This window comes from Janthinobacterium svalbardense (assembly GCF_002327145.1).
GTDB classification, from domain to species: Bacteria; Pseudomonadota; Gammaproteobacteria; order Burkholderiales; family Burkholderiaceae_D; genus Janthinobacterium; species Janthinobacterium tructae.
Genome location: NZ_CP023422.1, coordinates 5,001,526 through 5,023,975 on the forward strand (window position 1 = coordinate 5,001,526; position 22,450 = coordinate 5,023,975).

Annotated in this window: 21 protein-coding genes; 2 read left to right on the top strand and 19 right to left on the bottom strand. The window is 61.2% G+C overall.

Features of this window, described 5'->3' with window-relative positions; genetic code table 11:
* Positions 1 to 17 precede the first annotated feature (17 nt).
* The 3 genes from CNX70_RS22250 to CNX70_RS22260 all read right to left on the bottom strand — a co-directional run bounded on the left by CNX70_RS22250 (position 18) and on the right by CNX70_RS22260 (position 5,592).
* Positions 18 to 1,604 carry a ShlB/FhaC/HecB family hemolysin secretion/activation protein gene (locus CNX70_RS22250; protein WP_096237191.1) on the bottom strand — a complete coding sequence of 529 codons (1,587 nt, stop codon included), beginning with the start codon at positions 1,602 to 1,604 and terminating at the stop codon, positions 18 to 20.
* 116 nt (positions 1,605 to 1,720) lie between these two features.
* Positions 1,721 to 3,952: a CHASE2 domain-containing protein gene (locus CNX70_RS22255; RefSeq protein ID WP_244198915.1), complete on the bottom strand. Its 2,232-nt coding sequence runs from the start codon at positions 3,950 to 3,952 to the stop codon at positions 1,721 to 1,723.
* Between the two features lie 17 nt (positions 3,953 to 3,969).
* The gene (locus tag CNX70_RS22260; protein WP_096238621.1) at positions 3,970 to 5,592 is read right to left on the bottom strand and encodes a GAF and HD-GYP domain-containing protein; all 1,623 of its coding nucleotides are present in this window, start codon (positions 5,590 to 5,592) and stop codon (positions 3,970 to 3,972) included.
* Between the two features lie 199 nt (positions 5,593 to 5,791).
* Between CNX70_RS22260 and CNX70_RS22265 the strand changes: the two genes are divergently transcribed.
* Positions 5,792 to 6,688, top strand: a complete 897-nt coding sequence (locus CNX70_RS22265) for an MBL fold metallo-hydrolase (protein WP_096237194.1) — start codon at positions 5,792 to 5,794, stop codon at positions 6,686 to 6,688.
* A 168-nt stretch (positions 6,689 to 6,856) separates the two neighbouring features.
* Here the strand turns inward: CNX70_RS22265 and CNX70_RS22270 are convergent, their stop codons facing one another.
* The 7 genes from CNX70_RS22270 to rpsF form a co-directional block, all read right to left on the bottom strand.
* Complete coding sequence (locus CNX70_RS22270) at positions 6,857 to 7,867, bottom strand: inorganic phosphate transporter (RefSeq protein ID WP_096237195.1); 1,011 nt, start codon at positions 7,865 to 7,867, stop codon at positions 6,857 to 6,859.
* Between the two features lie 42 nt (positions 7,868 to 7,909).
* Entirely contained in the window at positions 7,910 to 8,536 is a 627-nt protein-coding gene (locus CNX70_RS22275; protein WP_010400015.1) for a DUF47 domain-containing protein, read from the bottom strand.
* A gap of 93 nt (positions 8,537 to 8,629) precedes the next feature.
* Positions 8,630 to 10,015: a replicative DNA helicase gene (locus CNX70_RS22280; RefSeq protein WP_071076107.1), complete on the bottom strand. Its 1,386-nt coding sequence runs from the start codon at positions 10,013 to 10,015 to the stop codon at positions 8,630 to 8,632.
* A 146-nt stretch (positions 10,016 to 10,161) separates the two neighbouring features.
* Complete coding sequence (gene rplI, locus CNX70_RS22285) at positions 10,162 to 10,617, bottom strand: 50S ribosomal protein L9 (RefSeq protein ID WP_034783456.1); 456 nt, start codon at positions 10,615 to 10,617, stop codon at positions 10,162 to 10,164.
* A gap of 27 nt (positions 10,618 to 10,644) precedes the next feature.
* Positions 10,645 to 10,935: a 30S ribosomal protein S18 gene (gene rpsR / locus CNX70_RS22290; protein ID WP_010400024.1), complete on the bottom strand. Its 291-nt coding sequence runs from the start codon at positions 10,933 to 10,935 to the stop codon at positions 10,645 to 10,647.
* Between the two features lie 25 nt (positions 10,936 to 10,960).
* On the bottom strand, positions 10,961 to 11,260 hold the full coding sequence (gene priB, locus CNX70_RS22295) for a primosomal replication protein N (protein ID WP_034783455.1): 300 nt from the start codon (positions 11,258 to 11,260) through the stop codon (positions 10,961 to 10,963).
* Positions 11,261 to 11,280: 20 nt separating this feature from the next.
* The gene (gene rpsF / locus CNX70_RS22300; RefSeq protein WP_034750499.1) at positions 11,281 to 11,670 is read right to left on the bottom strand and encodes a 30S ribosomal protein S6; all 390 of its coding nucleotides are present in this window, start codon (positions 11,668 to 11,670) and stop codon (positions 11,281 to 11,283) included.
* 276 nt (positions 11,671 to 11,946) lie between these two features.
* Here rpsF and lexA point away from each other — a divergent pair, with 276 nt between their 5' ends.
* Positions 11,947 to 12,582 (top strand): transcriptional repressor LexA, encoded by a 636-nt coding sequence (lexA, locus tag CNX70_RS22305; protein WP_071076106.1) that lies wholly within the window; start codon positions 11,947 to 11,949, stop codon positions 12,580 to 12,582.
* Between the two features lie 66 nt (positions 12,583 to 12,648).
* Here lexA and CNX70_RS22310 read toward each other — a convergent pair whose 3' ends face one another.
* The 9 genes from CNX70_RS22310 to CNX70_RS22350 form a co-directional block, all read right to left on the bottom strand.
* Positions 12,649 to 13,890 (bottom strand): cystathionine gamma-synthase family protein, encoded by a 1,242-nt coding sequence (locus CNX70_RS22310; RefSeq protein ID WP_096237197.1) that lies wholly within the window; start codon positions 13,888 to 13,890, stop codon positions 12,649 to 12,651.
* Between the two features lie 109 nt (positions 13,891 to 13,999).
* A complete protein-coding gene (purF, locus tag CNX70_RS22315) occupies positions 14,000 to 15,523 on the bottom strand; it encodes an amidophosphoribosyltransferase (RefSeq protein ID WP_071076105.1) in 1,524 nt (507 codons plus the stop codon).
* 38 nt (positions 15,524 to 15,561) lie between these two features.
* The gene (locus tag CNX70_RS22320) at positions 15,562 to 16,050 is read right to left on the bottom strand and encodes a CvpA family protein (protein ID WP_096237198.1); all 489 of its coding nucleotides are present in this window, start codon (positions 16,048 to 16,050) and stop codon (positions 15,562 to 15,564) included.
* Positions 16,051 to 16,070: 20 nt separating this feature from the next.
* Positions 16,071 to 17,081 carry an SPOR domain-containing protein gene (locus CNX70_RS22325; protein WP_096237200.1) on the bottom strand — a complete coding sequence of 337 codons (1,011 nt, stop codon included), beginning with the start codon at positions 17,079 to 17,081 and terminating at the stop codon, positions 16,071 to 16,073.
* Between the two features lie 24 nt (positions 17,082 to 17,105).
* On the bottom strand, positions 17,106 to 18,404 hold the full coding sequence (gene folC / locus CNX70_RS22330; RefSeq protein WP_096237201.1) for a bifunctional tetrahydrofolate synthase/dihydrofolate synthase: 1,299 nt from the start codon (positions 18,402 to 18,404) through the stop codon (positions 17,106 to 17,108).
* A 135-nt stretch (positions 18,405 to 18,539) separates the two neighbouring features.
* Positions 18,540 to 19,412, bottom strand: coding sequence for an acetyl-CoA carboxylase, carboxyltransferase subunit beta (gene accD, locus CNX70_RS22335; protein ID WP_010400390.1), 873 nt, complete (start codon positions 19,410 to 19,412; stop codon positions 18,540 to 18,542).
* Between the two features lie 197 nt (positions 19,413 to 19,609).
* Positions 19,610 to 20,407 carry a tryptophan synthase subunit alpha gene (gene trpA, locus CNX70_RS22340; RefSeq protein WP_096237203.1) on the bottom strand — a complete coding sequence of 266 codons (798 nt, stop codon included), beginning with the start codon at positions 20,405 to 20,407 and terminating at the stop codon, positions 19,610 to 19,612.
* A gap of 86 nt (positions 20,408 to 20,493) precedes the next feature.
* Entirely contained in the window at positions 20,494 to 21,756 is a 1,263-nt protein-coding gene (trpB, locus tag CNX70_RS22345) for a tryptophan synthase subunit beta (protein ID WP_096237204.1), read from the bottom strand.
* Positions 21,749 to 22,432: a phosphoribosylanthranilate isomerase gene (locus CNX70_RS22350; RefSeq protein WP_096237206.1), complete on the bottom strand. Its 684-nt coding sequence runs from the start codon at positions 22,430 to 22,432 to the stop codon at positions 21,749 to 21,751. Before CNX70_RS22350 ends, trpB begins: the two co-directional genes overlap by 8 nt.
* Between the last annotated feature and the right edge of the window lie 18 nt (positions 22,433 to 22,450).

A 22,450-nucleotide genomic window follows, 5' to 3' on the forward strand; every position in this document is an offset into this window, starting at 1 on the left:
CCTTGGAACTCAGTACATCAGTACGACAGCGCAACTCTGAAATGCAGGCGGTTGGCGTCGCGGCGCCCCGTCTGGCCGGGGTTGACCACATGCGCATAGTCCAGTTGCAGGTTGGCGTAGCGGTTCAGCAGGATGCGCAGGCCCAGGCCGGTTGAACCGATCGCCATGCTGTCGATTTCGCCGGGCAAGGCATGATTGCGGCGCACCCAGCCCGTGTCATAAAACGCCAGCGCGCGGCACTGGTAGCCGCCATCGCCGCACCAGTTCGGTGTGTACAGTTCCAGATTCAGGTTGGCGCCGGAATCGTTCGCCACTTCGCGTTCCAGGAAGCCGCGCACGGTGGCCGCGCCACCGACGCCGAACTGCTCGCCCGGCACCAGCGCATCGGGCGTGTACTGGCCGTTGAACAACGCGCGCCATTGCCAGTCGTTGTCCAGCACCTGGGCATGACTGGCGCTCAGGCGCAAGGTGCTGTAGCCGGCCTTGGCGCCGAAACGTGCCAGCGTAAAATCCTGCTGGCTGCCATTCTTGCCGCCGGGAATATTGCGCGCCAGGGTCAGGCCCACGCTGGCCTCGCCACGTGGCAAGCTCCAGGCGCCGATGTAGGCGATGCTGACGGGATGCACCGTCACATCGGTGCCCAGCTCCATGCCGAAGAACTGCAGGCTGTTGCGGTAGGCCTTGAAGTCCAGGCCATACACCAGCTTGGGTTCATAGTTGTCGCGCTTGCCGAAGTTCTGGTTGTAGCGCGCGCCGGCGGTGGTGCCGCGGCCACTGACGGCCAGGTCGAAGATACCGGCCGCGACGCTGCCCGAATCGACGTTCGAATAACTGGCAAAAAAGTCCAGCGAGTCGCCCAGCGCATACAGCGGCACATGGTAGCCGAGGCCGTACACACCGACCTGGTTGGCGTGCTCGATCGAAGTGGTGTATTGCAGACTGGCCACATGATCGCGGCCCCACAGGTTGGCATGCTGCAGCACCACGCTGGCGTGGGTCTTGCCGGAGTCCTTGCTGCCGGTATTGTCGAGGTTGAGCGTGGCTTTCCAGGCGCGTTCGTCCGCCACCGCAATGCTGGCGTCGAGCGTGCCGTCTGCCTCGCCGGTAGCCAGCTTGACTTCGAGCTTGCGCGCCGGATTTTCATTCGCCAGCTTCAGGCTTTGTCCCAGGGCCGGCATGTTCGGCGTCTGCCCTTCGAGCAGCGCCGGCAAGGCGCGCCGTACATTGGCGTCATCGACATACTGGTTGCCGCTGATGGCCACCTTGCCAAGCTGCATCTGCAACACTTCCAGGCGCACGGCGCCATGCGCCAGCTCCTGTTCCGGCAAGGCCACCTGCACCAGGGTGTAGCCGCGCGCGCGGTAGGCGTTTTCCAGCGCCTCGACGGCTTGCTGGATGGCGCCAAAGTCGCGCTGCCGGCCGGCGAACGGCGCCACCAGCGATTGCACCAGTTGCGGCCCCAGCAGGGTATCGCCGCTGACCTCGTAGCGGGCGATATCAAACAGCGGGACGGCACTGTCGGCGGCGGGGGTTTGGGCGTTTGCGCATGCCGCGCAGAACAACAGCGCGGAACCTGCAAGCAGGCGCACCAGACGATAATTCATGAGAGAGAGTTCTTGTGGTTGCATGGCCAGCCAGGCGCGGCTGGGCCATCAATTAATTAAAAACAAAGTTTAGACGGATTTTGATTTCCAGTCAGAAATATCTCCGCTGGCGATGGTTACTTGGTCTGGAAGTTGGTCACACCATCCCAGTCTTCGCCAGGCGGCGTTGCGCGATACTGGCGCAGGCGCGCGCAATACAGCCGGCGCAGCCCATCGTCCGGCAGTTCCGACAAGATTGCCTCTGCGCCATCCCAGTCGCGCGCACGCAGCAGTTCCAGCACGCGCGACCAACGCGCCAGCAGCGCCAGTTCGCCGGCATCGGCGTCGGCCAGCAAGCAGCGCGGCTCGAAAATGGCCACCGGTTCGGTCTTGCCCTTGACCCGCACGCGGTCCAGTTCGCGGTAGGCGAATTGCGGCGCCTGCGCACGCGTGAATTCGCTCACGGCGATGCCCACGCCATACACCTTGGTCATGCCTTCCAGGCGCGCGCCCAGGTTGACGGCGTCGCCCATCACGGTGTACGCGCGGCGGATGCGCGAGCCCATGTCGCCCACATGCATCACGCCACTGTTGAGGCCGATGCCGATCTGCAGCGGCGGCCAGCCACGCGCCTGGAATTGCTGGTTCAACCGACCTGCGCTGCGCTGCATCAGCAGGGCGCTGGCCACGGCACGGCCCGCATGGTCGGGAAACGCCACCGGCGCGCCCCAGAACGCCATCACGGCGTCGCCGATATACTTGTCCAGCGTGCCGCCGTGGCTGTCGCGGATGTCTTCCGACATGGCCGTCAGGTACAGGTTGATATATTCGCGCAACTCCTGCGGCGTCATCTGTTCCGAAATGGCCGTAAAGCCGCGCACGTCGGCAAACAGCACCGTCAGCTCGCGGCTCTCGCCATCCATGCTGTAGCGGCCGGGATTGTCGGCCATCTGTGCCACCAGTTCCGGCGCCACGTACTGGCCGAAGCGCGCCACCAGCGCCCTGCCCTTGCGCACTTCGAAAAAATAGCCCCAGGCCAGATTGGCGACGAACAGCGCCGCGATCAACAGCAGCAACACGGCAACATCGAGCGCCGCGTCGAAGTAGCGATACAAGCACCAGTTCAGGCCCAGCGCGCCGGCCAGCGCCGCGCCGGCCAGCAACACGGCCGCCGCCGGCGTGGCCAGCGCCAGTGCGCCGCCGAGCAGCAAGCCCACCAGCACCACCTGGCCGAACTCGATCGCCAGCGCATAGTCGGGGCGCGACTTGAAATGGCCGTCAAGGATGGATTTGATCAGGTTGGCGTGCACTTCCACACCGGGAAACTCGGCATTGACGGGCGTGGCGCGAATGTCGTTCAGGCCGGCGGCTGTGGTGCCCACCAGCACGATGGCGCCGTACAGCACGTCCGTCGGCACCGCCCCCATCAGCACGTCGGCCGCCGACACATAGCGGAAGGCGCCGCCGTCCGGGCCGCCCTTGCCGCGAAACTCGATGGTGGTGGTCAAGGCTTCGCCGACCGGAATATCGAGGCGTCCGCGCGGCGTAAATACGGCGATGCGGTCCAGGCCGCCGTGCTCGCGCTCGGCCTCGGACAACTTGTCGGCGGTCTGGCCGAACACGGGCGCGATCGCGCGCGCCTTCAGATACACGCTGGCCGTGGCCAGCGACAGCGACGGGTAATACGCGTCGCCGATGCGTTGCAACAGGGTCGATGAGCGCAGCACGCCGTCGCTGTCGGTCAGGGCCGTGAAGATGCCGGCCCCTTGCGCCGCCTGTTGCAGCTGCGCCAGGTTGGCTGCATAGCCGGGCGACGTAAACGCCGTCACCGTGCGCCCATTCAGATCAAGCACGCTAAACGCCGGCTTGGGCAGCATGCCTTTCTTTTGCCGGTCCGACACGCTATAGCCCAGCACCACCGGCTGGCCGCGCATCGCCTCGGCAAACAGGGCGTCGTAATCCATCTGCGGTTTCAGGCGTTCCAGCTGGTCACTCAAGCCCGGCACGCCGGCCAGTTCGCCCTTGGCCAGTTCGGCCAGCACGCCATAGCCGGAACTGCTGTCGGGTTCGGGAAACGAGATATCGAAGCCGAGCGCCGCCACGCCATAGTGGCCCGTCAATTGCGTCACCAGCCGCGCCTGGACGTCGCGGCCCCAGGGATAGCGGCCGATCTGGTTCAGGCTTTTTTCATCGATATCGACGATCACGATGCGCTTGTCGAGCTGCGGCGCTTCGGCACGCATGCGCATGTCGCCCAGCATGGCGTCCAGCCGGCCCAAGGTATCGACGCCGAACAGGCCGATGCTGGCGCAGGCGGCCAGCAGCGTCAACAGCGCGCCCAGCAGCAGCCGGGCGCCATGCTTTTTCATGACCGCAAGCGAGCGCATCAGGGCACGTAACCGGGAATGGCCGCCTCGTCGACGGCATCGATCTGGCTCGGATGCAGGTGCTTTTCAGCGAAGACCAGATAGACTTTGCTGCGGATGAAAACGTCGAACAGCTCCGGGTCGATATGCCCGTTCAGGCTGAAATTGCCAAGGATGCGCAGCGATTCGGACAGCGACTTGCCCTTCTTATACGGCCGGTCGCGCGCCGTCAAGGCCTCAAAAATGTCGGCAATCGCCATCAGGCGCGCCGGCACCGACATCTGCTCTTTCGTCAGCCCGCGCGGATAGCCCTTGCCATCCATGCGCTCGTGGTGGCCGCCCGCATATTCGGGCACCTTCTGCAGGTGCTTGGGCCACGGCAGCGCTTCGAGCATGCGGATCGAGACGCTGATATGGTTGTTGACGATGGCCCGCTCGGCCGCCGTCAGGGTGCCGGCGCGGATGGTCAGGTTTTCCGTCTCGTCGGCGTCGAGAAAATCGCGCAGTTCGCCATCGGCCGCGCGCCAGCGGCGCCGGGCGATCCGCCGCACTCTTTCCTGGTCGGCCTGTGCCATGCTCTCGCCGCCGATGTTGACCGTGCGGATGAAGTCGCGCTCCTCACGCAGGGCCGCCTGTTCCAGCTCCAGCGCGCGGGCGATGGCGTCCTTCTGCTGCGGCTGCGCCGCCTGCTGGCGCAGGGCCGCGATCTCGGCATCGCGCAGCAGCACTTCGTAACGCGTGTCGATCAGGGCGATCCGATCAAAAATGGTTTCCAGCTTGGTGGCCTTGTCGACCACGTGCACGGGCGTGGTGATCTTGCCGCAATCGTGCAGCAGGCCGGCCAGCCACAACTGCTTGCGCTCGTTGTCGCTGAGCCGGAAATCGGCCAACGGACCAGTCTCGGTCGCATGCGCGGCGTCGGCCAGCAGCATCGTCAGCTCGGGCACGAACTGGCAATGCCGTCCCGTGTAGGGCGACTTTTCATCGATGCCGATATTGATCAGGGTAACCAGCGATTCGAGCAGCTCCTCCAGCTGCGAAATGAGCAGCTGATTCGTCAGCGCCACGCCCGCCTGCGCGGCCAGGGCCTCGATGAAGCGCTGGTCGGTGGAGGAAAAGGGGCGCACCTGGCCTGTGTCGCCATCCTTGGCATTGACCAGTTGCAGCACGCCGATCAGATCGCCCTCGTGGTCGCTCATGGGCACCGTCAGGATCGATTGCGTGTGATAGCCATGGTGACGGTCAAAGTCGCGCATGCCGGAAAAATTGAAGCCCTCGTCGTGGTAGACATCGGCGATATTCACGCTGCGGCGCATGTTCGCCGCATACGCCGCCACCGAGGCCAGGTTGGGCTGGCCCGCGCCATCGAACAGGGGCACGCCCGGCAAGCCCATGTCGGTCCCCTGCGCGATGCCCAGGCTGTCGTTGACGCTGATGTCGAACGCCAGCTGGCGGCCATCGGCCATGGGCCGGTACAGGGTGGCGCCATCGGCACCGCTCATGCTTTTTGCCAGCAGCACGATGCGCTGCAACAGCGGTCCGATATCGCGCCCCTGGCCACCGAGGCCGTGGCCGAGCGCGACACTGAGTTCGGTCAATTGCTCCAGTCGGTGGGCGATTTTCTCAGGGTGCAGCTGAGGCATGTTGATGGCAATCAGGTAATGGGCAAGCAAAAAAAGGGGAAGTCGGCAAGCGCCAGTGTAACGGCCACCCAGCGCACTGTACATTACTAAGTTACAACAAAACGAAATAACTTTCCGTATTGCAACATACATAAATGTTGCCGCCAATTTCATTAATTAGAATAGAATCAACAATAATTACACTGTAACAAGGTACTGAATGAAATTCACGTTCAGGGGCGTGCGCGGCTCCATCCCCTCCCCCGGCCCGCGCACGGCGCGCTATGGCGGCAATACCACATGCATCGAAGTACGCACCAACGACGATAGCCTGATCATTCTCGACGCGGGCAGCGGCATCTTCTCGCTGGCGCAGCAACTGCCGCCCGGCCTGCCCGTCGATGCGCACGTCTTCATCACGCACAGCCACTGGGACCACATCCACGGCCTGCCCATGTTTTCTCCCCTGTTCGTGGCCGGCAACCGCATGCGCCTGCACGGCGCCTACGATGCCGTCGCCGGACGCGGCATCGAACACGTGATGGCGGTGCAGCTGCAAGGCAGTTATTTTCCCGTCAGCGAAGCGGCCATGGCGGCCAGCATCGACTACCGCACCCTGGCGCCCGGCGAAACCGTCGAGGTGGGAGGTGCTTGCGTGCGCGGCGCGGAAATGAACCATCCGGTGGTCAACCTGGGCTACCGCATCGACTGCGGCGGCGCTTCGCTGTTTTTCAGCGGCGACCATGAACCATTCTACAACCTGCATCCGCCCGGCCATGCCGAGCATGCGGCCTGCGCCGAGCGCAATGTGCAGCGCCAGGCCGGTATTGACGCAGTGGTCGCCGGCGTCGATGCGCTGATCATGGATTGCTCGTACACGCGCGAGGAATACCCGGCCAAGCAGGGCTGGGGCCACGGCACCTTTGACGCCGCCTTCGACCTGGCCCTGCGCTGCGGCGCGCGGCGCCTGTACTGCACCCACCACGAGCCAACCCGCAGCGACGAGCAGCTCGAAGCCGTGTTTGCCGACGTGATGGGCCGCTATGCGAGCCGCCTGGGTGGCTTGCAAGTGTTCCTCGCCTGCGAGGGACTGACGGTGGAACTGGCAGGCGCATAAAAAAAGGAACCTTGCGGTTCCTTTTTTTGAATGTGTTCAGTTGGCCCAAGGCCCTCTGAAAACCGTAGCGAGCAAGCCCGATATCGGATTGAGTAGCGCAGCTGTACTTTAGTACAGCGAGCAACGGAGATTCGATAGTGGGCTGCGCAGTAGGTTTGCAGAGGCGCCTTACATGATGTGGTGGCCAATCCACCATGCGACTGCGGCGACAAAGGCCGAAGCGGGAATCGTGAAGATCCAGGCCCAGACGATGTTGCCCGCGACACCCCAGCGCACGGCCGACATTTTTTGTGCCGAGCCGACGCCGACGATGGCGCCCGTGATGGTGTGTGTGGTCGACACGGGAATGCCCAGCGCCGTCGAGACGAACAGGGTGATGGCGCCGCCCGTTTCGGCGCAGAAGCCGCCCACGGGTTTCAACTTGGTGATTTTCTGGCCCATGGTCTTGACGATGCGCCAGCCGCCGAACAGCGTACCGAAGCTGATGGCCGTGTAGCACGAGATGATGACCCACAGCGGCGGCATCTCGTCGGCCACGTTCGAGTAGCCGGCGGCGATCAGCAGCATCCAGATGATGCCGATGGTCTTTTGCGCATCATTGCCGCCGTGGCCCAGGCTGTAGGCGGCTGCCGATACCAGTTGCAAACGGCGGAACCATTTATCGACCTTGCGCGGCGTCGAGCGCACGAAGATCCAGGACACCAGCAGCATCATGATCGAGCCGAACACGAAGCCCAGCACGGGTGCGATGACGATGAAGGCCACGGTTTTCCACAGGCCGGCCGCGACCAGCGCGCCCGTGCCCGACTTGGCGACAGCGGCGCCCACCAGGCCGCCGATCAGGGCGTGCGAGGACGACGATGGAATGCCGTAGTACCAGGTAAACAAATTCCAGAAGATGGCGCCCATCAGCGCGCCGAAGATCACGTACTGGTCGATCACTGTCGGGTCAATGGTTCCTTTTCCCACCGTGGCGGCCACGGTCAGCTGGTGGAACACGAAAATGGCGACGAAGTTGAACGTGGCGGCCATGGCAACCGCGGTCTGCGGTTTCAATACGCCCGTCGAGACCACCGTGGCGATCGCGTTGGCGGCATCGTGGAAGCCGTTCATGAAGTCAAACAGCAGCGCGAGGGCGATCAACAGGCCTAGCACGTAGATGCTGATTTGTATGGTCATTGTAGTTTCTTTTCTGATTCTGGTTCAGGACAGGCCCAACGCTTACGCGTTTTCGACGATGATGCCTTCGATAATATTGGACACATCTTCGCAACGGTCGGTCACGGTTTCCAGAATTTCGTAGATCGCTTTCAGCTTGATCAGGTTACGCACGTCCGGTTCGTCGCGGAACAGTTTGGACATGGCGGCGCGCATCACGTGGTCGGCGTCCGATTCCAGGCGGTCGATTTCTTCGCAGATGGCGACGATCTTGCGCGAGTTGTCCATGTTGTGCAGCATGGCGACGGCGTCGCGCACTTTTTCGGTACAGGCCAGCACCAGTTCGGCCAGGCGCTTGGCTTCCGGCGTGACGGCTTTCAGGTCGTACAGCGAGACGGTTTGCGCCGCATCTTCCAGCAGGTCGAGGATGTCGTCCTGGCGCGTGATCAGCTGATGGATGTCGTCGCGGTCGATCGGCGTGATGAAGGTCTTGTGCAGCATTTCCACGGTGGCGTAGGTGACTTTGTCCGCCTGTTTCTCGATGCTTTCGATCGCATGCACGCGGTTTTCCAGGTCATCGAAATTGGTCATCAGGCCGAGCATTTCTTTAGCGCCCTTGACGCACAGTTCCGCGTGCTGGTTAAACAATTCAAAAAACTTGCCCTCAGTGGGCATCAAGCGTCCAAACATGTCATTCTCCGTTAAGCATTGAGTCGTGTTATTTACTACAGAAAGCCGCCCCGTATGAGGGGGCGGCCAATGGAATATCAGTGCTGCTGAGTCTTAGTCGCCTTGGTAAAGCGCCAGGCCACCACTGTAATTGCCAAATTTGGTGTACTGCCCCATGAAGGTGAGGCGGATGCTGCCGATCGGACCGTTACGTTGCTTACCGATGATGATTTCGGCCGTTCCCTTGTCTGGCGAGTCGGGGTTATACACCTCGTCACGGTAAATGAACAGGATCACGTCGGCATCCTGCTCAATAGCGCCCGATTCGCGCAAGTCCGACATCACGGGACGCTTGTTCGGCCGCTGTTCCAGCGAGCGGTTCAGCTGCGACAACGCGATCACGGGACAACCGAGTTCTTTCGCCAGGCCTTTCAAGCCCCGTGAAATCTCGGAAATCTCCGTGGCGCGGTTGTCGCCCGGGCTATTGGCCGACATCAGCTGCAAGTAATCGACGATGATCAGGCCCAGCTTGCCGCATTGACGCGACAAACGGCGCGAGCGGGCGCGCAATTCGATCGAATTCAAGGCCGGCGTTTCATCGATGTACAACTGGGCGTCGTTCATCTTTTGAATCGCATTCGTCAGGCGTGGCCAGTCTTCGTCGTTCAGGCGGCCCGTGCGCAGGCGGTGCTGGTCGAGCTGGCCGACGGAGCCAAGCATACGCATGGCCAGCTGGGCGCCGCCCATCTCCATCGAAAACACGGCCACGGGCAAGCCGCTGTCGATGGCCACGTTTTCGCCGATGTTGACGGAAAACGCCGTCTTGCCCATCGAAGGACGGCCCGCCACGATCACCAGGTCGCCCGGCTGCAGACCGGAGGTCATGCGGTCAAGGTCGATGAAACCGGTGGGCACGCCCGTGATTTCACTCTGGTTGTCGCGGCTGTACAGCTCGTCGATACGCTCGACCACCTGCGTCAGCAGGGGCTGGATGGCGGTCCAGCCCTGGGCGCCGCGCGCGCCTTCTTCGGCGATGGCGAAAATCTTCGATTCGGCCTCGTCAAGCATCTGCTTGACTTCCTTGCCTTGCGGGCTGAAGGCCGTGCCGGAGATATCGTCGGCGACGGTGATAAGTTTGCGCAGCACGCCGCGGTCGCGCACGATCTCGGCATAACGCCGGATGTTCGCGGCCGATGGCGTATTTTGCGCCATGGCGTTCAGGTAAGCGAGTCCGCCCACATCATCGGCCTTGCCGAGCTGGGTCAGGGTTTCAAAAACAGTAATGACATCGGCTGGCCTGGAGCCGTTAATCATCTTGACGATTTGCTCGAAGATGATGCGATGGTCATAGCGATAGAAATCCTCCGCATGCATGAAGTCGGCGATGCGGTCATACGCTGCATTGTCGCGCAACAGACCACCGATAACGGATTGTTCTGCTTCGATCGAATGCGGCGGAATACGGAGGGAATCCAGTTGCGGATCAGAGGGGGCGTTCATGGCGCGAATTATACCCGCTTCGGCGTCCGGGCAAAAAAAAAGGGCTGAAAATCAGCGAAAAATACACGAAAAAAAGGCCACAAAAAAGCCGGGCGAACCCGGCTTTTCATCGTGCGGCAATGCTTGCGGGCCAGGCCCGCAGACAATTACGCGTTCGCGTCTGGTACGACAGCGATAACAACTTCCACGACCACGTCGGTATGCAGAGCAACCGAAACGTTGTGCTCGCCAACGATCTTCAGCGGGCCGGTAGGCATGCGGATTTGTGCTTTTTCAACAGCAAAACCTTGCTTGGTCAGCGCTTCAGCGATGTCGAAGTTGGTGACGGAACCGAACAGACGGCCATCAACACCAGCTTTTTGAGCAACTTGAACGGTCAAGCCGCTCAGTTTTTCGCCCTGGGCTTGCGATGCGGCCAGTTTGGCGGCAGCAGCTTTTTCCAGTTCGGCGCGCTTGACTTCGAATTCAGCCACAGCGGTTGCCGTGGCACGACGTGCCAGGCGTTGCGGGATCAGGAAGTTACGTGCGTAACCGTCTTTGACTTTGACGACTTCGCCGAGGTTACCGACGTTAACAACTTTTTCTAACAGAATGATTTGCATAGTTCTTCTCCAGGAATATCTGACCGATTAAGCGTGGTGCAGATCGGTGTATGGCAGCAGCGCGAGGAAGCGAGCGCGCTTGATTGCGGTGTCGACTTGGCGCTGGTAGTGCGCTTTGGTACCGGTCAGGCGTGCTGGCATGATCTTGCCGTTTTCTTGGACGAAGTCTTTCAGCGTGTCGACGTCTTTGTAGTCGACTTGCTCAACGTGAGCTGCGGTGAAGCGGCAGAACTTCTTGCGTTTGAACAACGGATTTTGCTGTTTGCGTTTTTCTTTAAGCTTGAGCTTATTTTTGTCGAACTTTTTACCGAATGCCATGTCAGGCTCCTGTATCTAAAATGCGCTAGTCAGAATTGACTGCACTAAAATCAATGATGTGAAACACCAAACTCTTGCTGTTGCGGCTCTTCCTGGCCAGGAAACCCGTGAACTGATACACCCCACCCAAGCTTGCCTGGCTGAACCGGCCTGAAATTTCGCCAGCGGCTAGCGCGGCAACATCAAACTCGGTCAAACGGGCAATCCCTGCTTCCATCTGCTGCGAACTGTGTTGCAATACTGCATTCACAATCGGCAGCCCTGCCGGGGTATAGCGCAATATTTCGCGCTCGGCAATGATGGCGGTTACTTGTAGCTGGTTCAGCGCACGATCCTGGTCAAGAATTAAGCTGCTGCTGCGGCAGGAGCGGCTGCTGGTGCTTCGGTGCGGTGGCTTTTGGCCGCGTCTTCGCGTTGTACCGATTTCATCATCGGCGAAGGAGCTGTTTCAGCTTTCTTCATTTTAACGGTCAGGTGACGCAACACGGCATCATTGAATTTGAATGCTGTTTCCAACTCGACCAGGGTCTCGTTGTCGCATTCGATGTTCAGGCAGATGTAGTGTGCTTTAGGCAGCTTTTGGATCGAGTAAGCCATTTGACGGCGGCCCCAATCTTCCACGCGGTGAACCGAACCGCCGCGGGTGGTTACGCTGGCTTTGTAGCGTTCGATCATCGCGGGCACTTGCTCGCTTTGGTCCGGATGGACGATAAATACTATTTCATAATGACGCATGCAAACTCCTTCAGGTCGGATTGATAATCGCCCACCCCGGCGTCAAGACGGGTGTGGGAAGGTCAGCCGAAGATTATAACCGCCTTTTGCAAACGTTTCAATCATTCCTTCAACAAGCGGCCCGCGCACGGGGCAGGCCAGGCGTTTTTTCCTGCCCATTCCAGTATTTCGCACGAAATTCGCGCAAATAACCGAAATCCCCTTGCATAGTGGGCGATACTGTACAAAAATACAGACTGTTCATATAGACAGCATTTTAGTATGCACCCACCGCTCATGATCAAGCTGACAGCACGACAAGAACAAATCCTGAACCTGATCAAGGACGCGATTGAAAACACGGGTTTTCCTCCCACCCGTGCCGAAATCGCCAATGAACTGGGTTTCAAATCGGCCAATGCGGCCGAAGAACATTTGCAAGCCCTGGCCCGCAAGGGCGCGATCGAGATTTCGCCCGGCACCTCGCGTGGCATCCGCCTGATCGGTGCGGCGGCCGAAGCGCCGGCATCGAAAGTGCCGGCAGCACTGCTGATGTCGCTGCCCCTGATCGGCCGGGTGGCGGCAGGCTCGCCCATCCTGGCACAGGAAAACCTGGAAGCGAGCTACAACGTGGACCCGGCCCTGTTCTCGGCCAAGCCCGACTTCCTGCTGAAGGTGCGCGGCTGGTCCATGCGCGACGCCGGCATCATGGATGGCGACTTATTGGCCGTCAAGAAGGTCGACAGCGCCAAGAACGGCCAGATCGTCGTGGCCCGCATCGGCGACGAAGTCACCGTCAAACGCTACAAGAAAACGGGTTCCGTCATCGAACTGCTGCCGGAAAACCCCGACTTCAAGGTCATTACCGTGTCGCCGGAAGATGAGTTTGCATTGGAAGGTTTAGCGGTAGGCTTGATGCGCAGCTGGCATTAAACCACCGCATGTAAGAAGGGCCGCAACAGCATGACTGTTGCGGCCCTTTTTTATTGTCCAGGCGTTTTATGCATCCAGGGCACTACGGAAATCCTCGAGCAAATCGGCTTCATCCTCAATACCCACCGACACGCGGATCAAGGACTCGGCAATGCCCATGCTGGCGCGGCGTTCGGCCCCCATCTCGTAAAAGATCGTGTGGGCGACGGGAATGACCAGGGTGCGCGTGTCGCCGAGATTGCTTGCCGGAATAGCCAGATTCAGGCGATTCAGGAAATCGAAGCAATCGATGCCCTCTTTTAATTCAAAGCTGAACAGCGAGCCATAGCTGCGGAACAAGTCCGTCGCCAGCGCGTGCTGCGGGTGCGACGCCAAGCCCGGGTAATGCACTGCCGCCACGCGCAGGTCGGCGGCAAGCATGGTGGCCAGCGCCAGGGCGTTGGAGCAGGTGCGGTCCATGCGCAAGGCCATGGTTTCCGCGCCGACGGCGATATGGTGCGCCGCTTCCGGGCCCAGCGATGCGCCGAAATCGCGCAAGGCCTTGGCGCGGATTTGCGCGATGCCCCACTGCGCTGGCGCCGCCTTTTTATAATTGTCGAAAATGTTCGGGTACTGCGTCCAGTCGAACACGCCTGTGTCCGTCAAGCTGCCGCCCAGCGCATTGCCGTGGCCGCCGATGGATTTCGTCAGCGCATTGACCACCAGGCCCGCGCCCACCGCTTTCGGGCGGAACAGGTAAGGCGTCGTCATGGTGTTGTCGACGATGTACAAAATGCCGCGTTCCTTGCACAAGGCGCCAATCTTTGCCAGATCGGCGATCTGCGTGCGTGGATTGGCGATGGTTTCCACGAACACGATGCGCGTGGCCGGCGTGATGGCGGCCGCCACATTGGCCACCTCGGTGGCGTCGACGAAGGAGACGGCGATGCCCTGCCCCGTCACCGTCTGCCACAGGCTGTTGGTGTTGCCAAACAAAAAGGCCGACGACACCACATGGTCGCCCGCGCGCAGCAGCGACTGCACCACGGCGCCGATGGCGCCCATGCCGGTCGCGAAACACAAGGTGGCCACACCATCTTCCATCTTGTTGACCTTGTCTTCCAGCGCGGACACCGTCGGATTGCCCTGGCGGCCGTAGCGAAAACCGGGCTCCTTGCCCTGGAACACGGAAGCGAGCTGGCGTGCGTCGCTGTAGCCGAAGGCGACGGAGGTGTGCACGGGTTTGTGCAGCGAGCCGTGCTCGATACCCTTGCGGCGGTCGTTATGCAGGATGGTGGTGGTAAAGCCGTAGTTTTTTTTGGTGGTCATGGTGGAAGTTCCGGATATTCAATTTGCCGCTTAACCCCAAGGCAAATGCCGGGGTCAGACCTGAAGGTCTGACCCCGAAAAAAAGCCCGGCATCGGCCGGGCAGGTTACTTATGCTTCTGTCGTCGCCAGGTTCAGGTTCAGCTGGGAACGTGGCGTATCTTCCGGCGCTGCCGCCTTCGGATGGTGGCGCGCATATTCCAGGCGGTCCAGATACTCCTGCGACACGTCGCCCGTCACGTACACGCCATCGAAGCACGAGGCCTCGAAGTTCGTCAGTGCCGGGTTGACGTCGGCAATCGCCTGCTTCAGCGCGCCGATATCCTGGTACACCAGATAGTCGGCCGTGATTTCGCGGCACACTTCTTCCGTCGTGCGGCCATAGGCGATCAGCTCGTCGCGCGTCGGCATGTCGATGCCGTACACGTTCGGGTAGATCACCGGTGGCGCAGCCGAGGCGAAGATGACTTTCGTCGCGCCCGCTTCGCGTGCCATCTGCACGATTTCACGGCTGGTGGTGCCGCGCACGATGGAATCGTCGACCAGCAACACGACTTTATCCTTGAATTCGGACGGGATCGCGTTAAGCTTCTGGCGCACGGATTTCTTGCGCGCCGCCTGGCCCGGCATGATGAAAGTACGGCCGATGTAGCGGTTCTTGATGAAGCCTTCGCGGTATTCCAGGTTCAGCGCCAGTGCCAGCTGGATGGCGGCAGGACGCGAGGAATCGGGAATCGGCATGACCACGTCGATATGCACGTCCGGCAATTCGGCACGGATCTTTTCAGCCAGGTATTCGCCCATTTTCAGGCGCGTGGCGTACACCGAGGCGCCGTCGATGACGGAGTCGGGACGGGCCAGGTAGACGAATTCGAACACGCACGGATTCAGGCTGGCATTGTCGGCGCACTGGGCGCTGTGCAATTTCTTGTCGGCATCGATGAAGACGGCTTCGCCGGGACCGATGTCGCGCACGAAGCGGAAGCCCATGCCTTCCAGGGCCACGGATTCGGAGGCGATCAGGTATTCGGGGCCTTGCTCCGTTTCATTGATGCCCAGGCACAGCGGACGGATGCCGTGCGGGTCGCGGAAGGCCAGCAAGCCCACGCCGGCGATTTGCGCCACGGCAGCGTAGCCGCCCTTGACGCGGCGGTTCAGCACGGTGATGGCCTTGAAGATGGCTTCCGGGTCCAGGTTCAGGCCCGTCGTCGCTTCCTGGATTTCATGCGCGAGCACGTTGAGCAACACTTCCGAATCGGAATCGGTATTGATGTGGCGGCGGTCATTTTTGAACATTTCCTGTTTCAACTGTTCCCAGTTGGTCAGGTTGCCATTGTGCGCCAGGGTGATGCCGAACGGCGCATTCACATAAAACGGTTGTGCTTCCTCTTCGCTCGACGAACCGGCCGTCGGGTAGCGGCAATGGCCGATGCCCGTCGTGCCTTGCAGCGAACGCATGTTGCGCGTACGGAAGACGTCACGCACGAGGCCATTGGCTTTGTGCATGGAAAACATACTGCTGTGATTGGTCGCAATCCCTGCCGCGTCCTGACCGCGATGTTGCAAGAGCAACAATGCATCATAGAGCAATTGATTGACAGGTTGATGGGAAACGACGCCGACGATGCCACACATGGTGTGCTCCTAAACTGTGCTACTGATTTTAAAAAAATTCAAAATTTCACATGCTGCGCGTAAGCGGCAGGCAGATAAGGCTTGATGGCACGCGCGCCCTGCTCCGCGAACGGGCTGAGCAGCGCATTTTTCCAGAATGACTGCTGCGGTATGGAAGTCATGCCGCACAAGATGACGGTGGTCAGCACAATCACCAGGCCGCGCGCCACGCCGAACAGGCTGCCCAGGGTGCGGTCGGCCAGGCTCAGGCCCGTCACCTTGACCAGTGCGTCGACCGTCATGGACAGCAATCCCATCAAAATGCGCACGCCGATGAACAGCACCACGAAGGCCAGCAACAGGCGGACAGCTTCGCCCGGCACGGCTTCCGGCAGGAATTTCGCCAGGGTGGCGCCATACGCGTTGGCGATGACGAAAGCCACGATCCAGCTGACCAATGACAGTATTTCCTTGACCAGGCCGCGCATCATGCTGATCAGCACGGACGTCACCAGCACGAACAGCACCAGGTAATCGAAGATCGTCACGACCGTTCAGCCTTGCAACATCACGCCGGCACCAGGCTGCCGCCCAGGCCCAGCTTCTGCAGCTTGGCGCGGGTCTTTTCGGCGTCTTCACGGCTGCCGAACGGGCCCACGCGCACGCGGATGCGCTCGCCCGCCGGGCTGGAGACTTTCTGCGTATAGGACTTGATGCCCGCTTCGCGCAGCTTGTCCTGCAATTCATCGACCTTGTCCTGCGTCGCCAGGGCCGCCACCTGCACCACGAACTTGCCGCTACCGGCGTCGTGTGCCTTGTCTTGTGCTTTCTCTTGCGGCCTGTCCAGCGCCTTGCCTTCCAGAATCGCCATGGCGCGCGCGGCATCGTCGGCCGATTGCGCCGGCTTGGCAGGCTTCGGTTCAGGCTTGGCTTCCGGTTTTACCTCATGCTTGGGTTCCGGCTTCGATTCCACCTTGACCTCGTGCTTCGGTTCCGGCTTGGCTTCATGTTTCGGCTCAGGCTTCGGCTCGACCTTGACCGGCTTGGGCTCAGGCTTGGGCTCGGGTTTCGGTTCCACATAGGCCGGCTTGGCAGGCGCCGGCTGGACGGCGGCCAGCACGGGCGCCGGTACCGCTGCTGGTGCCGGCGTGGGCCTGGCCGCAGGCGGCAGGGGCGCGTCGATAATTTCCTCGGACTGGTCCAGGCCATTCTGCGCAGCCGCCTGCGCGGGCGCGGCCGGCACGGGTGCCGGCGCAGGCACTGCAGCCTTTTCTTTCGAGGGAATGTCGATGGCGATATCGTTGAATGGCGCTTTCGGCTCGGAATCGAGCAGCATCGGCAAGCCGACAGCCACACCCAGGGCCAGGGCGATGGCCCCGACCAGGCGGCGGCGGGCGCGCTTTTTCTCAGGCAAGACCGGGTCCGGCGCTTCCTTGCCGCCACGGCGCGAACCGCCGCCACCGGAGGTGTTGGCGGCGCGTTTGCGGGTCGGCGACTGTGCTTCGCCAGGGACATAAAAGCCGCTGTCTTCGCCAGAGGATTCTTGCTTGTTTTTAAACAGTTTCGAGAACAAGCCCATGCGTGATTTTCAGTCGAGTGCGTTTCAGTGAAGTGAGGATTTTCGGGCCTTCATCACGCCGGCGACGGTGAGGAAAGAACCAAAGACCACAATTCTATCATTCTCACCGGCCCGGCTCATTGCATTTGCAAAAGCTTGTGCCGGATCATCGAAAATAGACACAGTATGCTCACTGCTGTCGGGCTTATCTTCGAGCATGATCTGCACCTTGGCCGCCAGTTCGGAAGCCGTGGCGGCGCGCGGCGACGGCAAGCCCGCCAGGCACCAGTGGTCGACATGTTCGCTCATCGCGGCCAGCACGCCATCGATATCCTTGTCGTGCATGGAACCGAACACGGCATAGGTGTATGGGTGAAACCCCATGTTGCCCAGGTTCTGGTTCAGCGCCGCAGCCGCATGCGGGTTGTGCGCCACGTCGAGGATCACGCTGGGGCGGCCAGGCAAGACCTGGAAGCGGCCCGGCAATTCCACCGTCACCAGACCCGTGCGCACTTCCTGCGCGCCCACGGGCAGTTTCAGCCTCAGCACTTCCAGCGCGGCCAGCACGGCCGTAGCATTCAGGATCTGGTTGGCGCCGCGCAAGCTTGGATACGCGAGCGAATTGCGGCGCTGCTCGCGCCCGCCATAGTTCCACTGCTGCTTGTCGCCCGAATAATTGAAATCACGGCCCATCAGCCACAGGTCGGCGCCGATGGCGGTCGCATGGTCGATCAGCGACTGCGGCGGCACGGGGTCGCTGCAGATGGCCGCCTTGCCTGCACGGAAGATGCCGGCCTTTTCAAAGCCGATCGCTTCACGCGTGTCGCCCAGGTAATCCGTGTGGTCGATGTCGACGCTGGTGACGATGGCCACATCGGCGTCGATCACGTTGACGGCATCGAGGCGCCCGCCCAGGCCCACTTCCAGGATGGCCACGTCCAGCTTGGCCTGCGACAGCAAATGCAGGATGGCCAGGGTGGTGAATTCGAAATACGTCAGCGGCGTGTCGCCGCGCACGGCTTCGACGGCATGGAAGCTGGCAACGAGCTGTGCGTCGCTGGCCATCTCGCCCAGCACGCGCGCGCGCTCGTTGAAATCGAGAAAGTGCGGCTTGATGTACAGCCCCACTTTGTAGCCGGCACGCAACAGCACGGATTCCAGCATGGCGCAGGTGGACCCCTTGCCATTCGTGCCCGCCACCATGATCACGGGGCAAGTAAACGCCAGTTGCATGCGCGCCTTGACGGCTTGCACGCGGTCCAGGCCCATGTTGATCTGGGTTTCCGAATGACGGATTTCCAGCATGGCGAGCCAGTCTGGCAATGACGTAGGGAGGTTTTGCATGGGAGACTTCTTGAGGTAAGGATGCGCGAGGCAAAGAAACAGCTAACCCTAAACAACATCTGGGGTCGGACCCTTAGGGTCCGACCCCAGCGGCTCACGGGTTCGGGCAAATGGACATTACTCCATTCAATACAATTACGCCAAGACTTCCACAGCCTGGTTTTGCAACAAGGCCAGCAGACGGGCGATTTCTTCGCGCATCTTGCGGCGGTCGACGATCATGTCGACGGCGCCCTTGGTGACGAGGAACTCGGCGCGCTGGAAGCCTTCCGGCAGTTTTTCGCGCACGGTGTTTTCAATCACGCGCGGGCCGGCAAAGCCGATCAGCGCTTTCGGCTCGGCGATCACCACGTCGCCCATGAAGGCGAACGAGGCGGATACGCCGCCCATGGTCGGGTCGGTCAGCACGCTGATGAATGGCAGTTTCTTTTCCGACAACTTGGTCAGCATGGCCGTGGTTTTCGCCATCTGCATCAGCGACAGCAAGCCTTCCTGCATGCGCGCGCCACCGGTGGCGGTGATGCAAATGAACGGCACTTTCTGTTCCAGCGCGATTTGCGCGCCGCGCACGAAGCGCTCGCCCACGACGGAACCCATGGAGCCGCCCATGAATTCGAATTCGAAGCACGCCACGACGACTGGCAAGCTCATGATGGCGCCGCCCATGACGACCATCGCATCCGTCTCGCCCGTCGCTTCCATGGCGGACTTCAGGCGGTCCGGGTATTTCTTGCTGTCCTTGAACTTCAAGGTATCGACAGGCAGGATTTCCTGGCCGATTTCATAGCGGCCGCCCGCGTCGAGCAGGCTGTCGAGGCGCTCGCGCGCGCGGATGCGCATGTGATGGTCGCATTTCGGGCACACGTGCAAATTCGATTCCAGGTCCGTACGGTACAGCACGGCTTCGCACGACGGGCACTTGACCCACAGGCCTTCCGGCATGGTCTTGCGTGCGGCAGCATCCGAACGCTGGATGCGCGGTGGCAGCAGTTTTTCCAACCAACTCATATTTTCTCCTTGGGCCCTTGTAGGGGTAGCGTCGGTGGACGCCCCCGGCAGACGGTAAACGGCGACGCCCCGCAGGGCGCCACCAAAAATTTTATCTATTGCACAATAACAGGCAAATCAGTGGCCGAAGTGTAGCCGTTTATCGCCGGGCTGTCGAACTTTGCCGTCAACGCATCTTACGTAAACGGCAAGCTTGCTCAGGCATCCAGGGCGGCACGGATGCCCGCCGTAAAGCTGCGCACGGCGTCCACCGCGCCGCCTTCCGGCGCATTTTCTATCTCCTGGATGATGCGGCTGCCGATCACGACGGCATCGGCCACCTTGGCCACGGCCTTGGCCGTGGCACCATCGCGGATGCCGAAGCCCACGCCGATAGGTAATTTTACATGCTGGCGGATGGCCGCGAGACGTTCCGCCACCTGTTCCGTATCAATGTTACCCGCACCCGTGACACCCTTGAGCGACACATAATAGCTGAAGCCGCCGCCAACCTTGGCCACTTGCGCGATGCGCTCTTCGGTCGAGGTGGGCGCCAGCAGGAAGATCAGGTCGAGGCCGGCTTCGCGCATGGCGGCCCCAAACTCCTCGCACTCTTCCGGCGGATAGTCGACGACGATGGCGCCATCGGCGCCGGCCGCTTGCGCTGCCGCAATAAAAGCGGCGCTGCCGATGCGCTCGATGGGATTGGCATAGCCCATCAGTACCACGGGCGTCGTCTGGTTCGTTACACGGAATTGGCGCACATAGCCGAACACATCGTGGATGCCGACATTGAATTTCAAGGCCCGTTCGCAGGCGCGCTGGATGACGGGGCCTTCGGCCATGGGGTCGGAAAACGGCACGCCCAGTTCCAGTATGTCGGCGCCGCCCTCGACGAGCGCGTGCATCAGGGGCACGGTGGCGTCAGGGCCGGGATCGCCGGCGGTGATGAAAGTGACCAGGCCGGTCTTGTTGTTAGATTTTAAATTGGCAAAGGTGGTGGTGATACGGGACATGGGGAGCTTTCTTTATCGGTGGGGGATGTCGGATTACGCGCTTGCGCGCTAATCCGACCTACGCGTTATTGAGAATTGACAGTTGCTTAACTGAAATTCAATCCCATGCGCTCCGCCACGGTATGCATGTCCTTGTCGCCACGGCCCGACAGGTTGGCCAGCACGATCTGGTCTTTCGGCAAGGTGGCCGCCAGCTTGGCCGCGTAGGCCAGCGCGTGCGACGATTCCAGGGCCGGGATGATGCCTTCGATATGGCAGCAGTCGTGGAACGCCTGCAGCGCCTCGTCATCCGTGATGGACACGTATTGCGCGCGGCCCAAGTCTTTCAACCACGCATGTTCCGGCCCCACTCCGGGATAGTCCAGGCCGGCCGAGACGGAATGCGTCTCGATGATCTGACCGTTTTCATCCTGCAGCAGATAGGTGCGGTTGCCATGCAGCACGCCCGGGAAACCGGCCGCCAGCGAGGCCGAGTGCTTGCCCGTATTCAATCCTTCGCCAGCCGCTTCCACGCCGATCAGTTTCACATCCTTCTGGTCGATATACGGGTAAAAGATGCCCATGGCGTTCGAGCCACCGCCGATGCAGGCCACCACATAGTCTGGCTGACGGCCCGTCATTTCCGGCATCTGCACCAGGCATTCCTCGCCGATCACGGACTGGAAGTCGCGCACCATCATCGGGTAAGGGTGGGGACCGGCCACGGTGCCGATGATATAAAAGGTGTTTTCAATGTTGGTGACCCAGTCGCGCATGGCTTCGTTCAGCGCATCTTTCAAGGTCTTGGAGCCGGATTCGACCGGTACGACGGTGGCGCCCAGCAATTTCATGCGGTACACGTTCTGCGCCTGGCGCTTGACGTCTTCGCTGCCCATGTAGACCACGCATTCGAGGCCGAAGCGGGCACAGATGGTGGCCGTGGCCACGCCATGCTGGCCCGCGCCTGTCTCGGCAATGATGCGCGGCTTGCCCATGCGTTTGGCCAGCAAGGCCTGGCCGATCACGTTGTTGATCTTGTGCGCGCCCGTGTGGTTCAAGTCTTCGCGCTTGAAATAGATTTGCGCGCCACCGGCCATCTCGGACCAGCGCTTGGCGTGGTAGATGGGCGATGGACGGCCGACGAAATGCTTGAGCTCATAGCGGAATTCTTCGAGGAATTCCGGGTCGACGCTGTAGCGGGCGTAGGCATCCTTCAGCTCGGCCAGCGCATGCGTGAGCGTTTCGGCAACAAAGGCGCCGCCGTACGGGCCGAAGTGGCCACGCAGGTCAGGAAAAGGATAATCGGTGGCGTGGAACAATGCGGCGGCGGCGCCGGGCGCGGCGCTGTGGTCATTCGTGTGGTCATTCATGGTGGTTTCCTCTGGCAATGATGGCATCGGCATCCTGCACCGCAGCGATAAACGCGCGGACTCTGGATGCGTCCTTGATGCCCTTGGACGCTTCGACACCACTGCTGATGTCGACGGCGTAAGGGCGCACGCGCACCACTGCGTCAGTCGCGTTTTGTACGCTCAAGCCACCACTTAAAACGACCCGAGGCGCGAGTTCTTCTGGAATGAGGGACCAATCAAATACCTTTCCTGCACCGCCGTAGGCATCCACATAGGTATCGAGCAAGAGGCTCGAGAACAAGGGACTGGCGGCGCGATAGCGCTGTTCGTATTCTAGCAAATCTTCACGGGAGGTGTCGGGTTTGACGCGGAACACTTGCGTGAACGGCATATTGACGGCGCCGGCCAGCGCAGCGCTGTGTTCCGGCGTCTCGTCGCCATGAAATTGCAGCAGAGATAACGGCGCCACGGCCCTGGTGGCCCGCACCTCTTCCACGGTGGCGTTGACGAACAGGCCCACCGTCGTCACGTAGGGCGGCATGGCGGCGATCAGGGCCGCCGCCTGCGCGGGCGTCACGTAGCGGGGGCTTTTCGGATAAAACACGAAGCCGATGGCGTCGGCGCCCGCCGCCACGACAGCCTGGATGTCTTCAACGCGGGTCAGGCCGCAGATCTTGATGCGTGTGCGAGACATGCTATTCCTTTATTGATG

Coding starts and splice junctions, on each gene's coding strand:
- CNX70_RS22250 (WP_096237191.1), bottom strand. CDS start 1,604: ATGAATTATCGTCTGGTGCGCCTGCTTGCAGGTTCCGCGCTGTTGTTC.
- CNX70_RS22255 (WP_244198915.1), bottom strand. CDS start 3,952: ATGAAAAAGCATGGCGCCCGGCTGCTGCTGGGCGCGCTGTTGACGCTG.
- CNX70_RS22260 (WP_096238621.1), bottom strand. CDS start 5,592: ATGCCTCAGCTGCACCCTGAGAAAATCGCCCACCGACTGGAGCAATTG.
- CNX70_RS22265 (WP_096237194.1), top strand. CDS start 5,792: ATGAAATTCACGTTCAGGGGCGTGCGCGGCTCCATCCCCTCCCCCGGC.
- CNX70_RS22270 (WP_096237195.1), bottom strand. CDS start 7,867: ATGACCATACAAATCAGCATCTACGTGCTAGGCCTGTTGATCGCCCTC.
- CNX70_RS22275 (WP_010400015.1), bottom strand. CDS start 8,536: ATGTTTGGACGCTTGATGCCCACTGAGGGCAAGTTTTTTGAATTGTTT.
- CNX70_RS22280 (WP_071076107.1), bottom strand. CDS start 10,015: ATGAACGCCCCCTCTGATCCGCAACTGGATTCCCTCCGTATTCCGCCG.
- rplI (WP_034783456.1), bottom strand. CDS start 10,617: ATGCAAATCATTCTGTTAGAAAAAGTTGTTAACGTCGGTAACCTCGGC.
- rpsR (WP_010400024.1), bottom strand. CDS start 10,935: ATGGCATTCGGTAAAAAGTTCGACAAAAATAAGCTCAAGCTTAAAGAA.
- rpsF (WP_034750499.1), bottom strand. CDS start 11,670: ATGCGTCATTATGAAATAGTATTTATCGTCCATCCGGACCAAAGCGAG.
- lexA (WP_071076106.1), top strand. CDS start 11,947: ATGATCAAGCTGACAGCACGACAAGAACAAATCCTGAACCTGATCAAG.
- CNX70_RS22310 (WP_096237197.1), bottom strand. CDS start 13,890: ATGACCACCAAAAAAAACTACGGCTTTACCACCACCATCCTGCATAAC.
- purF (WP_071076105.1), bottom strand. CDS start 15,523: ATGTGTGGCATCGTCGGCGTCGTTTCCCATCAACCTGTCAATCAATTG.
- CNX70_RS22325 (WP_096237200.1), bottom strand. CDS start 17,081: ATGGGCTTGTTCTCGAAACTGTTTAAAAACAAGCAAGAATCCTCTGGC.
- folC (WP_096237201.1), bottom strand. CDS start 18,404: ATGCAAAACCTCCCTACGTCATTGCCAGACTGGCTCGCCATGCTGGAA.
- accD (WP_010400390.1), bottom strand. CDS start 19,412: ATGAGTTGGTTGGAAAAACTGCTGCCACCGCGCATCCAGCGTTCGGAT.
- trpA (WP_096237203.1), bottom strand. CDS start 20,407: ATGTCCCGTATCACCACCACCTTTGCCAATTTAAAATCTAACAACAAG.
- trpB (WP_096237204.1), bottom strand. CDS start 21,756: ATGAATGACCACACGAATGACCACAGCGCCGCGCCCGGCGCCGCCGCC.
- CNX70_RS22350 (WP_096237206.1), bottom strand. CDS start 22,432: ATGTCTCGCACACGCATCAAGATCTGCGGCCTGACCCGCGTTGAAGAC.